General features: G+C 43.7%; 12 protein-coding genes. 11 read left to right on the top strand and 1 reads right to left on the bottom strand.

Features of this window, described 5'->3' with window-relative positions; all coding sequences use genetic code 11:
- The first annotated feature begins 370 nt into the window (after window positions 1-370).
- The 9 genes from ACFPTP_RS14410 (at window position 371) to ACFPTP_RS14370 (ending at window position 9,041) form a co-directional block, all read left to right on the top strand.
- Entirely contained in the window at window positions 371-1,195 is an 825-nt protein-coding gene (locus tag ACFPTP_RS14410) for a DUF3888 domain-containing protein (RefSeq protein ID WP_381446181.1), read from the top strand.
- A gap of 381 nt (window positions 1,196-1,576) precedes the next feature.
- Window positions 1,577-2,098, top strand: a complete 522-nt coding sequence (locus ACFPTP_RS14405; protein ID WP_381446179.1) for a DUF5412 family protein — start codon at window positions 1,577-1,579, stop codon at window positions 2,096-2,098.
- A 132-nt stretch (window positions 2,099-2,230) separates the two neighbouring features.
- The gene (locus tag ACFPTP_RS14400) at window positions 2,231-2,647 is read left to right on the top strand and encodes a metal ABC transporter substrate-binding protein (protein WP_381446177.1); all 417 of its coding nucleotides are present in this window, start codon (window positions 2,231-2,233) and stop codon (window positions 2,645-2,647) included.
- A gap of 505 nt (window positions 2,648-3,152) precedes the next feature.
- A complete protein-coding gene (locus ACFPTP_RS14395; protein WP_381446175.1) occupies window positions 3,153-3,803 on the top strand; it encodes a FadR/GntR family transcriptional regulator in 651 nt (216 codons plus the stop codon).
- Entirely contained in the window at window positions 3,800-4,654 is an 855-nt protein-coding gene (accD, locus tag ACFPTP_RS14390; RefSeq protein ID WP_381446173.1) for an acetyl-CoA carboxylase, carboxyltransferase subunit beta, read from the top strand. Before ACFPTP_RS14395 ends, accD begins: the two co-directional genes overlap by 4 nt.
- Before the next feature lies 1 nt (window position 4,655).
- Window positions 4,656-5,609, top strand: coding sequence for an acetyl-CoA carboxylase carboxyltransferase subunit alpha (locus ACFPTP_RS14385; protein WP_381446170.1), 954 nt, complete (start codon window positions 4,656-4,658; stop codon window positions 5,607-5,609).
- A gap of 204 nt (window positions 5,610-5,813) precedes the next feature.
- A complete protein-coding gene (pfkA, locus tag ACFPTP_RS14380; protein WP_381446168.1) occupies window positions 5,814-6,776 on the top strand; it encodes a 6-phosphofructokinase in 963 nt (320 codons plus the stop codon).
- A 49-nt stretch (window positions 6,777-6,825) separates the two neighbouring features.
- Window positions 6,826-8,586 (top strand): pyruvate kinase, encoded by a 1,761-nt coding sequence (gene pyk / locus ACFPTP_RS14375; RefSeq protein ID WP_381446799.1) that lies wholly within the window; start codon window positions 6,826-6,828, stop codon window positions 8,584-8,586.
- A gap of 71 nt (window positions 8,587-8,657) precedes the next feature.
- Window positions 8,658-9,041 carry an FxsA family protein gene (locus ACFPTP_RS14370; protein WP_381446166.1) on the top strand — a complete coding sequence of 128 codons (384 nt, stop codon included), beginning with the start codon at window positions 8,658-8,660 and terminating at the stop codon, window positions 9,039-9,041.
- On the opposite strand, the gene ACFPTP_RS14365 is transcribed toward ACFPTP_RS14370, so the two are convergent.
- The gene (locus ACFPTP_RS14365; RefSeq protein WP_381446164.1) at window positions 9,031-10,005 is read right to left on the bottom strand and encodes an AI-2E family transporter; all 975 of its coding nucleotides are present in this window, start codon (window positions 10,003-10,005) and stop codon (window positions 9,031-9,033) included. The two genes, ACFPTP_RS14370 and ACFPTP_RS14365, sit on opposite strands and share 11 nt — an antisense overlap.
- Window positions 10,006-10,186: 181 nt before the next feature.
- Between ACFPTP_RS14365 and citZ the strand changes: the two genes are divergently transcribed.
- Both citZ and icd read left to right on the top strand, forming a co-directional pair.
- Window positions 10,187-11,302, top strand: coding sequence for a citrate synthase (citZ, locus tag ACFPTP_RS14360; RefSeq protein ID WP_381446162.1), 1,116 nt, complete (start codon window positions 10,187-10,189; stop codon window positions 11,300-11,302).
- 95 nt (window positions 11,303-11,397) lie between these two features.
- The gene (gene icd, locus ACFPTP_RS14355) at window positions 11,398-12,657 is read left to right on the top strand and encodes an NADP-dependent isocitrate dehydrogenase (protein ID WP_381446160.1); all 1,260 of its coding nucleotides are present in this window, start codon (window positions 11,398-11,400) and stop codon (window positions 12,655-12,657) included.
- The last annotated feature ends 125 nt before the right edge of the window (window positions 12,658-12,782 follow it).

Here is a 12,782-nt window from a genome sequence, read left to right as displayed (position 1 = left end):
TTTCCGCGGGGGCGGCATCCGTTTTGGCATTCCTGCTCGCAAAGCTGCGCTTGTGCTCGCAAACGCCGTTCTTCGTAACGGCGTTCGCTCCAATCAACGAAACCTTATCATTAAGTACCAAGATTCAATTGAAGGAAATATTAGACAGTAGATATATATATATATCTATATATTGTCCGAATACATCTATTTCTCTAATGCAACAACCTGTAGAAAACATGAATTCAAAAATGGGTGTTTTACTTGGAAATCGTTGGATTGCCTAGACGGCTCTTTTTTCATTTTGAACTAACGGAGTTTAGGGGAAGAATAATTTAAAGATGTCAGGGGAAAATACTCATTAATTAAATCTATATTAGAGGAGTATTCGATGAAGAAATTCCTGGCAATATTATCTTTTGTCCTTCTTAGTATCCATATTAATAACCATCAAGTGGTTGCTGAAAAACCCCAAAATGAGGAAATATACAAGGATGCTTTTTTAACATTAATTTCAGGGAATCAGGAGGCCCAAAGAGAACAGCCTGATTATAAGCTTATTTATGATACTTTGATTACATCGCTATTCCCCTCCGTAAGTAAAGAAATTATTAATTATTATGGTTATCCCAAACAATATGAGGATGTTAAAATTCTGAGGATTACAAGAGAACATGAAGGCAGTTTTGATTTTAATGTAGAAGTACAAGTCACAACATTTGAACATGCACATGACCCTCCTTATGGTAAGGAAACAATGACTTTTAATATAAGTCCATTTGGGGTTAAAACCATTAGCTTTCAGCATGAGGGCGATAAATTCGAAAAGGATATAAATGAATTTTATAAAGCAACACTTTCAGATATAAAACAGTCTTTTAATTTGAATTTAGAGTCTTACTCTACTTACACATTCAATCAATTGCAATACCAAGCAGAAATAAATAAAGAATTTAAATCTCTGTATAATATTGCAGAAGAAATAGTAATTAACATTTTGCTTCCTGAAAGAAAGATACCCTACAAAAATGTTATTGACCCTGTAACCATTATAAAAGGCAATACAGGTTATATACTCTTTAAAAAGTCTGATGGTACAAATGTGAATTATCAAGTTCAAAAGAAAGATGGTAATTGGATAGTAATAGATAAAAATAGTAAACAAGGTAAGAAAATGGATTATAAATTACCATGGTATGTATGGGAGAAAAATTAAGCCTACTGATTAATTCAGTAACGGGTTCGGTTGATGGGGAGAAAACTGTAAAAAACACAGTGTTTGGGGCTCAATTCACATATGAATTGGTGTCCCCTTTTTTGTTGTAATATCAACATTTAAACGTTTTATACGGACAAATTAGCACCCCAATTGACACCTGAATTAACAACACCGCATGAATTTATGTGGTGTTGATAATTAGCGTGCTAAAACACCTGCTAATTCGATATTAGAAAGAAAAATATGGAAGGATGACGAGAAATCCATGTTAAAATATATTAAAGATTGTGAAATAATGATCTTCAACTAACGGAGCAGTTTAGTTGAAGAACAAGTTGGTTTGGGGAATGCGCAAAATACTAATCGAGAGGTGATTTGTTGGAAAGGAAATATAATCTGTGGTCTTTCATTTTATGTTTGTTATTAGTAGCGCTTTCATTACAAGCTTTGTATGCGGCATATAACCGAACTTGGCAATTGGCACCACCTGCTTTGACTTTATGGTTACTCGCTGTTATTGCTCTCGTTACGGGTATTATTGGATTTAAAGACAAAAGTAGTAGGCGAGCGAGATGGAGAAGTTGGCTGACGGTGCTAATTACTATTCCACTTTCGGCAATTTTTCTATTAGGGGTAGGGGTAAATACATTTGCGAGAGAGCACATTGAAACGACACAATCGCCTGATTCTAAAATCACCATCGACTTTTATACATTAAACGGTGGAGCAGCTACCTCAATGAGTGTGGAAGGAATTGTAAATGGTCCCCTTTGGTTTAAAAAGAGGATTTATTACGAAGACCCTATGCATAAGGTTGATGTGGAATGGATAAATAACCATATTGTCACGATTAACAATCATACTTTGAACTTGAATAAAGGGGAAACCTTTTCGAATTAGTAATGTTTTTTACGAAACGGGTGCTTTACTTGAAGGTCGTTGAGCTGCTTAGACGGCTCTTTCTTCTTATTCAACTAAAGAAGTAGTTTAGTTTGACAAGAAGGTCTTCTAATGATACGAGGGGGGGAGAAAATGAGGAAGAATTTATTTGTCTTAGCAGTAATTTCGTTACTCTTGTTAGTTGGTTGTTCACAACAAGAAACATTGCCAAAGGCAGAAGATAATAATAACAGTGAAATAGAGATGGATGTCTTTATACCGACCAGGGAAAGTATTTTAGCAAATGGCCGTTATCCAATAAATGATAATGGGCAAACTTATGGTCCAAATATGGGAGACGCGACAATCACTCTCGGAGAACCGGATTTACTGTCGGCAAAAGGTGAAAACGGAAAAATAGGTTATGTAAAAAAAGTAGATTTGGAAGGTCCACAGCCTAGAACTCCTGCAGAAGCAGTAAGACTCACAAAAGAAGCTAAACCAAGAGAAATTCCTTTGTATGATGTTGATGGAGAGACTATTATTGGTAAGTTTATTGTAGGTCGATAAAGCTGTTCGTTTATTGAACAACTTTATAGTAAAGAGAAAATGCTATTAAAGTAACGGTTACTTTCTTGAAGGTTGTTGAGCTACTTAGTACCTTTCTGATCGATTCTAATTTATATATTTATTTTACTGTTGAAATCGATGCTGATTAACCTCTTATTTATATTGTTTATTGCATTTTTCTTCACATCAATCGAACCCATTGCGATATTCGTTTTCTGGAAGACACCATTGATTGAAGCGGAGGGCGGCGACTCCTGGGGGATCAGCGTAGCGTGAAGACCCCGCAGGAGCGAAGCGACGAGGAGGCTGAGGGCAAGCCCCGGAAAGCGTCCGCCCAAGCGGAAATCAACTTTTCAAACAGTGCTAGAGACGTAGATTCATGTCTCTTTTTGTCTTTTCATTATTAATTCCTAGATATCCCTTTACGATGGGATCACTTTTCTGTATGCTATAAAAAGAAGTGGTCAGACCACTCGGATTACGACATTCCAAGAGGGGCGGCCGTATGCAAAATACAAAACCATCATCTAAGATGTTTCTGGATATCGTCGGTGAACTCAGGCTGATGATCAAGGCAGAAGGCATCAAAGCAGGTGACAAATTACCGTCCGAACGTGTATTGGCGGAACGTCTGCAAGTCGGAAGATCGACAGTCCGCGAAGCATTGAGAAGCCTCGAGCTGCTCGGTCTCATTGAAACCCGCCGCGGAGAAGGGACATACCTTGCCGATTTCAAAAAGCACCAACTCGTCGAAGTGCTGTCGACATTCATTATGCAGCAGCCTAAATCGGCATTGGATGTGACAGACACACGCGCCATCCATGAAAAAGCGGCCATCCAAACGATTTGTGAGGATGAACAAAAGCGCAGCCTTCCTGTCTGGGAAGGGTTGCTCATGAAGCTTGATGAAGATGGCGGGATTTTCCGAGAAGATGTTATTCGGGAAATGATCATTGCGACTGATAACCGATTATCCTTAAAAATTTGGTTTATACTGAAACGATATAGCAAGGTTCCATTCGAGCAGATGACAGATGGAACAGAAAATGACATAGTAAGAGCTTTGCTCATGCATTTGATGGACGGGAGCGTTACGGAAGCGTTAAATGCTTATGACCGGTGGATTGAACATATCAAGGGGGAAAACGAAGAATGATCCGTGAATTTTTTACAAAAAAGAAGCAGGCAATAACGATACCTTCGGCCGATGCGAAAAATGACGTGCCGGAAGGGATCATGACGAAATGTCCTGATTGCAAACAGATCATCTTGACGAAGGATCTGATGAAAACGGCAAAAGTTTGTCCGAAATGCGATCATCATTTTAAAATGACGGCATGGGAGCGTGTAGAATGTCTTTTTGATGAAGACACATTCAAATCGATGGACGACCATTTAAAGTCGGAAAACCCATTGAAATTCCCTTCCTATACAGAGAAAATCGCGTCGGACTCAAAGAAGACCGGATTAAATGAAGCGGTTCTTACCGGAATTGGAAAAATCGGTGGAAATGAAGTTGCAGTCGCCATCATGGATTCCCATTTCCGCATGGGCTCAATGGGGTCCGTTGTAGGCGAGAAGATCACGCGTGCGGTTGAAGCCGCCACAGAAAGAGGAATTCCTGTCATCATCTTTTCCGCGAGCGGTGGAGCACGTATGCAGGAAGGTGTCTTATCGTTAATGCAGATGGCGAAAACGAGTGTTGCATTGCAGCGCCATGCTGACAAAGGGCTTCTGTACATCTCCGTTATGACCTATCCGACAACTGGAGGCGTATCCGCAAGCTTCGCGTCCGTTGGTGATATCAATCTAGCTGAACCTAAGGCACTGATCGGGTTTGCAGGTAGACGGGTGATCGAGCAGACGGTAAGGGAAAAGCTGCCTGACAATTTCCAGACAGCCGAATTCCTTTTGGAACATGGACAACTCGATGCAGTCATCGATCGCCGTAATTTGACGGAGACCCTTGCTAAACTGGTCGGGCTGCATGTACGGGAGGGTAAATAAGATGAGTAAGACGTTAGCATTCGAAGAACCGATTGTGAAACTTCGGGAGAAAATCAATGAACTTGAAGAATTCACTTCAACGAACGAAGTCGATCTAACTGACGAAATCGGGAAATTGAAAACAAGATTAAGCAATCTGGAAACGGAAATCTATAGCAATATGGAACCGTGGGATCGCGTACAAGTTGCGAGACACCCTGAACGTCCGACGACGAGGGATTATGTCACTGAGCTATTTGAAGATTTCATGGAGCTGCATGGGGATCGTTCATTTGGGGATGATGCTGCAATCATTGGCGGAATCGGATCGTTCGAATCGATGCCCGTGACGGTGATCGGACATCAGCGCGGGAAGGACACGAAGGAAAACGTGAAGCGGAACTTCGGAATGCCGCACCCGGAAGGTTACCGGAAAGCATTGCGGTTAATGAAGCAGGCGGAAAAATTCGGCCGTCCGATCATCTGCTTCATCGATACGAAAGGCGCTTATCCAGGGAAAGCTGCTGAAGAACGAGGTCAAAGCGAAGCGATTGCCCGCAATCTAATTGAAATGGCAGGATTGAAAGTTCCAGTCATTTCAATCGTTATCGGAGAAGGCGGGAGTGGAGGAGCACTCGCATTAGGCGTTGCCAATCACATTCACATGCTCGAGCATTCGACGTATTCCGTTATTTCACCTGAAGGTGCGGCTTCAATTCTTTGGAAAGATGCGAGCCTCTCCAAACAGGCGGCTGAAGCGATGAAGATTACTGCACCTCATTTGAAGGAAATGGGGATTATTGATGAAATCATCCCTGAAGTGCTCGGCGGAGCGCATAGGGATCCGAAAGCCCAAGCAACGGAAATGAGGAAAGTGTTAAGAGCTTCATTGGACTCGCTTTGTAAAATGGATGCAACTGCAATTATAGAAGACCGGTATAATAAGTTTCGAAATATCGGCGTATTTTCAGAATAAGGTGCGGGCTTTCCCCGCATCTTTTCGTTGCGTCTAGACTCCGGGCGCCAGAGGTTCGGGGTCATAAGTCAAAGTTGCTCTGTGGCAAAAGGCGCCACGCCGCATCTTTGCCTTATGCCCGTCACCTCTAGTCAGGCGCCATGCGCTTTTGTTCTGTTATATGATAGTTAATACATAGTGAACTACATAAAAGGGGTGGTCCATTTGAAGAAAATCGGCGTTTTGACAAGTGGGGGCGACGCGCCTGGCATGAATGCGGCTGTACGTGCGGTGGTACGGAAGGCGATTTATGAAGGGTTTGAAGTTGCGGGTGTTTTCAATGGCTATCAAGGACTCATCCAAGGGAAAATCGAGCTGTTGCAGCTCGGATCGGTCGGTGATATCATCCAGCGTGGCGGGACGATGTTAAGATCCGCCCGTTCTCCTGAATTCATGACGGAAGAAGGCCGAAAAGAAGCACTTCGCCAGATGAAAGCACATCAAATCGATGGGCTTGTCGTCATCGGCGGTGATGGATCGTTCAGAGGTGCGTTCGAATTGGTGAAAATGGGGATTCCGTGTGTTTGTGTTCCTGCGACAATCGACAATGACATTAATGGTACTGAATTCACAATCGGCTTTGATTCTGCACTGAACACGGTCATAGATGCCATCGATAAGATCAGAGATACGGCCACCTCGCATGAACGCACTTTCATCATCGAAGTGATGGGCCGGGATGCAGGGGATTTGGCTCTTTGGGCTGGCCTGGCAGGAGGGGCGGAAACAATCCTCATACCTGAAGAGGGTTATGATATGGACGAAATCATCAACCGATTGCAAAGTGGTACGGGCCGTGGGAAAAAACATAGTATCATTGTCGTTGCGGAAGGTGTCATGTCCGGTTCGGCTTTGGCTGATCTGTTGAAAGAGAAAGCTGGGATTGAGACACGCGTTTCCGTCCTGGGGCATATCCAGCGCGGAGGCTCACCGTCAGCACGGGATCGGGTCATTGCGAGCCAATATGGCGCAAGGGCGGTTGAAGTGTTGGGAGAAGGACGTGGCGGAGTCGCCATTGGTATGCAAAACCATAAGGTGGTAGACTATGACTTAGAAGTGGTATTTGCACCAAAAGACCATACTTTGGATATGGGGCTGTACAAGTTATCCAAAGAATTGTCGATCTGATCTAACTATTACATTTGATGAGTACAATACGAAGGGGCGTTTTGTGATGATGAGAAAGACAAAAATTGTGTGCACAATCGGGCCGGCCAGCGAATCACCGGAGCTGCTTGAACAGTTGATGGAGGCAGGCATGAATGTAGCACGGCTTAACTTTTCACATGGTTCACATGAAGAGCACAAAGCCCGAATCCAATCCATCAGGGAAGCGTCAAAGAAGACTGGTAAAGTCGTCGGAATCCTGCTTGACACGAAAGGCCCTGAAATCCGGACGCATTCCATGAAGAACGGACAAGTCGAATTGATCACAGGTCATCATATCGATATTTCGATGACTGAAGTGGAAGGCGACGACAATGTTTTTTCGGTTACATATGAAAAACTGATTGAGGATGTGGATAAAGGGTCTGTCATTCTATTGGATGACGGTCTGATTCAGTTGGAAGTTGTCGGAAAAGATCCAGATAAAGGTCTGATCCATACGATTGTTGTCAATTCCGGTACATTGAAAAACAAAAAAGGGGTTAATGTACCAGGCGTTTCGGTCCAACTTCCCGGAATTACTGAAAAGGACAAAGAGGATATTCTATTCGGAATCCGTGAAGGCGTCGATTTCATCGCAGCCTCTTTTGTGCGAAGAGCTTCAGACGTAATGGAAATCCGGGAATTGCTGGAGAGAAACGATGGTGGCCATATCCATATCATCCCAAAGATCGAGAACGGAGAAGGTGTCGACAATTTGGATGACATCTTGCTGGTATCCGACGGGTTGATGGTCGCACGGGGCGACTTAGGAGTAGAAATCCCAGCAGAAGAAGTCCCGCTCGTCCAAAAGAAAATGATTGAGAAGTGCAATCAGGTTGGAAAACCGGTCATCACAGCAACACAAATGCTTGACTCGATGCAAAGGAATCCACGCCCTACACGAGCTGAAGCAAGTGACGTTGCGAACGCTATTTTGGATGGTTCGGATGCGATTATGCTTTCAGGGGAAACAGCGGCGGGACTCTATCCGGTTGAATCCGTCCGCACGATGGATCGGATCGCAAAAACGGCTGAAGATGCCGTCGATTACCGTTCTGTCGTTTCCACACGCCGCCGTGAAAAACATGGCAATATGACGGAAGCGATTGGTCAAGCCGCAGCTTATACGGCTATCAATTTAAAAGTGAAAGCAGTGCTTGCCCCTACTGAAAGCGGCCATACCGCCAAAATGATCGCAAAATATCGCCCTGGTTGCCCGGTTATTGCCATTACCGCTTCGGACGAATGCTCGAGGAAACTGTCACTTGTTTGGGGAATCTATCCGATCATAGGTGAAAGAGTGCATTCCATCGATGAAATTTTGCAGGAATCCGTCGAGGAAAGTGTGAAGCACCAATACGTCACCCATGGCGATGTCGTCATCATCACTGCAGGCGTGCCGGTCGGCGAAGCAGGAACGACGAACTTGATGAAAATCCATGTCATTGGCGATATGCTTGCCAAAGGGCAGGGAATCGGAAAGTCGGTCGCGTTTGGCCAAGCGGTTGTCGCTCACAACGCGCAGGAGGCAATGGCGCATGATATGAAGGGGAAGATCCTTGTCACATATTCCTCCGACCGTGATATGATGCCTGCCATCGAGGAATGTGCCGGATTAATAACGGAAGAGGGCGGATTGACAAGTCATGCGGCAGTCGTCGGCCTCAGCTTGGGAATCCCTGTTATCGTCGGAGTGGAAAAAGCAACTGAAATTATAGTGAATGGCAAAGATATAACAATGGATGCAGAATCCGGAGTCATTTATAACGGACACGCAAGAGTACTATAAAAAATAACGCTATGAGGCTGTCTTCCGACTTGTTGCGGAAGCAGCCTTTTTAGGATTGGAGATGTAGTGGAATGAAATGGCTATTGCTGTTATTTATTCTCGTACCAGCCGCGGAAATCATGCTCCTGCTCTATTCAGGCAACACAATCGGAATCATGCCGACCCTCCTGCTTATTCTCATCAGCGGAATTGGAGGGGCTTACCTTGCAAAAAGGCAAGGATTTAAGGCTTTGATTGATCTGCGAAACAGGATGGGGTCAATGGAAGCCCCGGGAAATGCCGTAATCGATGGTGTCTGCATTTTCTTTGGTGCTGTTTTATTGATCATGCCAGGCTTCATTACTGATGTTGCTGGGCTGTTACTTTTATTTAAAGGGCCAAGAAATATCATTCGACCGTTTATCGTCAGTTGGATATACAAGAAAATGAAACAAGGTCGAATTGTCATCCGGTGAAAACCGGATGCTTTTTTATTTTTAATGCCGCAAAAAGGATAAATGGGGTTAACAGAATGCCAGGCAACCCGAATAAGTAGAGTGAACAAACCGTGATGAAAAATGCATGGATCGGCTTTACGCGAAATGCGGAAGCCCACATATATGATTCTGCCAATTGCCTGGTCATCATGACAAAAATATAGAGCAGTGCGAGCGACACACCGACGAATAATTGGTTGGAGTAAAGGAAAAAAGCCGACATGGGTATGAGAAATAGCCCGATGCCCAACAAAGGCAGACTGTCGGCGACCGAAACAAGAAATGCGCTGCCAATCGGCGACTCGAACCCGAGCAGAGAAAATGCAATGCTAATCATGATGAACGTCAATAAAAACAATCGTGCTTCTACGAAGATGAAGGTACCGAACAATTCACCGGATTTTGTGAATATACGTTTGGCGGACTGACGCATGCGAACAGGAAAATAGACGAGAAACCAAAACTTGTTTTTTCCTGATTCCCGAAGGGCAAAGAAATAGGCGACGATGAAGATGAACAGGCTGAAAATACGTTGGAAAAAAGTTGCGGTGAAGGAAATGGCATATTCCAGGAGCGCATGTCCATATTCAATAATCTTTTCTTCAAGGAATGAAAGGATTTTTCCTGTCAAATCCGTTTTGCCTGTAAATGTGGAAAGATGTTTTTCCAGAAGTGGAACTGTATCCATCAATCCATGCAGTGCGATGAAACTGAACGTGCTGAAAATGAATAAAATTGAAAGCATGACGAACAAGGTGGCGATTGTTAGGGGCAGTTTGGTCATCGCCCGGAACGCTAGTAAAATAGGAGCGGTAAAATAGGCGACGATGATTGCAATGCCGACTGGTGGAACGAAAAATATGAAAATCCCTGCCAAAATTGCAGGAACCCATTGCATGGCCAAAGAGTGGAGAGTTTGCTGTTTTATATGACTTTTTAGCAAGCTTTCATCCTTTTTTTCTATTATTTACTGAAGAAAACAAGCGTTTCCATTCACAAAACTGTACTATTTGCTTATAATGGGTTTGTAAGCGTTTCAGACAGTACTAAATAAAAAGTAGATTTGCCGGTATTTGCAAGATTTTGTAGATATCTAGGCAATATTGACTGAAGGAGCGATTTAAATGACAGCATCAAAAGGATTGGAAGGAATCGTAGCGACACAGTCCGCCATCAGTTCTATTATTGATGACACTCTTACATACGTCGGTTACGATATCGATGATCTTGCGGTAAATGCAAGTTTTGAAGAAGTTGTTTATCTTTTATGGCATCAACGTCTGCCGAAAGCGGACGAGCTTGCGGAATTGAAACAGCAACTTGCGGATAATATGTCGGTTCCACAGCCTGTACTCGATCATTTTAAGACTTATCCGATTGGCGAAGTACACCCGATGGCAGCATTGCGCACAGCAATTTCCCTCCTCGGATTATACGATGAAAACGCCGAAGATATGTCTGATGAAGCCAATTATGAAAAAGCAATCAAGCTTCAAGCGAAAGTGGCAACGATCGTTACTGCTTTCTCTCGCATCCGTAAAGGTCAAGAACCAGTTGCACCAAAACAGGAACTTGGCTATGCAGCAAACTTTTTGTATATGTTGACAGGCGAAGAGCCTGAAGAAATCGCAATCGAAGCATTCAATAAAGCATTAGTGCTACACGCTGATCATGAATTAAACGCTTCCACTTTCACTGCACGTGTTTGTGTGGCAACACTTTCCGATATGTATTCCGGCATAACAGCTGCAATCGGAGCGCTTAAAGGCCCACTTCACGGAGGTGCGAATGAGCAGGTCATGAAGATGCTCATGGAAATCGGCGACGAAGATAAAGTGGAGTCTTACATTAGAGAAAAACTTGACAATAAAGAGAAAATCATGGGCTTCGGCCACCGTGTGTACCGCAAAGGCGATCCGCGTGCGAAGCATCTCCGTGAAATGTCCAAAAAGTTGACAGAACTTCGCGGAGAAGAGAAATGGTATAATATGTCCCTTCAAATCGAATCGATCGTGACAGGCGAGAAAAACCTGCCGCCGAACGTTGATTTCTATTCAGCTTCGGTATATCATTCACTTGGTATTGATCATGATTTATTCACACCTATTTTTGCGGTGTCGCGATTCTCGGGCTGGACGGCGCATATTTTGGAGCAATATTCCAACAATAGACTTATCCGTCCGCGTGCAGAATATATCGGACCGGATATGCAAAAATACGTGCCTATCAACGAAAGATAACTTGTACCCGGTTGCTACAGCTGGATCCACAAGTAATACACCGGGGCGGTAGAATCACTATCGGCCCCCTCATTTCGAAATGGAGGAATAGAAAAATGGCAAAAATCACAGTAACTGACGGCGTTTTAAACGTTCCAAATCATGCAACAATCCCATTCATCATTGGAGACGGAACTGGCCCTGATATTTGGCACGCAGCTTCACGTGTACTCGAAGCCGCTGTTGAAAAAGCATATAATGGTGAAAAGAAAATTGAATGGAAAGAAGTTCTTGCTGGGGAAAAGGCATTCAATGAAACTGGAGAATGGCTGCCACAAGAAACACTTGACACAATTGATGAATACCTTATCGCTATTAAAGGTCCATTGACGACTCCGATCGGCGGCGGTTTCCGTTCCTTGAACGTTGCACTTCGCCAAGAGTTGGACCTTTACACTTGCTTGCGTCCTGTCCGTTATTTCGAAGGGGTGCCATCTCCTGTTAAACGTCCGGAAGACTGCGATATGGTCATCTTCCGTGAAAACACTGAAGATATTTACGCAGGTATTGAATACCAAGAAGGCTCAGATGAAGTGAAGAAATTGATTTCATTCCTTCAAAACGAAATGGGAGTAAATAAAATCCGCTTCCCAGAAACTTCAGGCATCGGTATCAAACCGGTTTCCGAGGAAGGGACAAAACGCCTTGTCCGCGGTGCCATCAACTATGCACTTAAAGAAGGCCGCAAATCTGTAACGCTTGTCCACAAAGGAAACATCATGAAATTCACTGAAGGTGCTTTCAAAAACTGGGGTTACGAAGTGGCTGAGCAAGAGTTCGGCGATAAAGTATTCACATGGAACGAATATGATAAAATCAAAGAAGCTGAAGGTACAGATGCTGCAAACAAAGCACAAGCTGACGCAGAAGCTACTGGAAAAATCATCGTTAAAGATGCAATTGCCGATATCTTCCTACAACAAATCTTGACTCGTCCGAAAGAGTTCGACGTTGTTGCAACGATGAACTTGAACGGAGACTACATCTCCGACGCACTTGCTGCACAAGTCGGCGGAATCGGTATCGCACCGGGCGCTAATATCAACTATGTGACTGGACATGCAATCTTCGAAGCAACACACGGTACAGCACCGAAATACGCTGGTCTTGACAAAGTGAACCCTTCTTCCGTACTTCTTTCAGGCGTTATGATGCTTGAGCATATGGGATGGAACGAAGCTGCAAACATGATCACTGCTTCTATCGAGAAAACGATCGCTTCTAAAGTCGTAACTTACGACTTCGCTCGTTTGATGGATGGAGCTACTGAAGTGAAAACTTCCGAGTTTGCTGACGAATTGATCAAAAACCTATAAGTTAACGTTTACCGGGAAGCTCCGTTGCTTCCCGGTTTTTTATTGCCAACCAAGTCGCTTCTCTTTTGGAGTGAAAATTGATACACTTTCTATAACAATAATTCCGTGCAGGAAATTGAAGGGGG

The organism is Sporosarcina koreensis, from assembly GCF_042655825.1.
GTDB classification, from domain to species: Bacteria; Bacillota; Bacilli; order Bacillales_A; family Planococcaceae; genus Sporosarcina; species Sporosarcina koreensis.
Note: the sequence above shows the minus strand (reverse complement) of the source record. Positions and strands in the feature narration are given on the sequence as shown.

What these genes read in the sequence shown, in the direction of transcription:
- ACFPTP_RS14410 (WP_381446181.1), top strand. Translation starts at nt 371, where the DNA reads ATGAAGAAATTCCTGGCAATATTATCTTTTGTCCTTCTTAGTATCCAT.
- ACFPTP_RS14400 (WP_381446177.1), top strand. Translation starts at nt 2,231, where the DNA reads ATGAGGAAGAATTTATTTGTCTTAGCAGTAATTTCGTTACTCTTGTTA.
- ACFPTP_RS14395 (WP_381446175.1), top strand. Translation starts at nt 3,153, where the DNA reads ATGCAAAATACAAAACCATCATCTAAGATGTTTCTGGATATCGTCGGT.
- accD (WP_381446173.1), top strand. Translation starts at nt 3,800, where the DNA reads ATGATCCGTGAATTTTTTACAAAAAAGAAGCAGGCAATAACGATACCT.
- ACFPTP_RS14385 (WP_381446170.1), top strand. Translation starts at nt 4,656, where the DNA reads ATGAGTAAGACGTTAGCATTCGAAGAACCGATTGTGAAACTTCGGGAG.
- pyk (WP_381446799.1), top strand. Translation starts at nt 6,826, where the DNA reads ATGAGAAAGACAAAAATTGTGTGCACAATCGGGCCGGCCAGCGAATCA.
- ACFPTP_RS14370 (WP_381446166.1), top strand. Translation starts at nt 8,658, where the DNA reads ATGAAATGGCTATTGCTGTTATTTATTCTCGTACCAGCCGCGGAAATC.
- citZ (WP_381446162.1), top strand. Translation starts at nt 10,187, where the DNA reads ATGACAGCATCAAAAGGATTGGAAGGAATCGTAGCGACACAGTCCGCC.
- icd (WP_381446160.1), top strand. Translation starts at nt 11,398, where the DNA reads ATGGCAAAAATCACAGTAACTGACGGCGTTTTAAACGTTCCAAATCAT.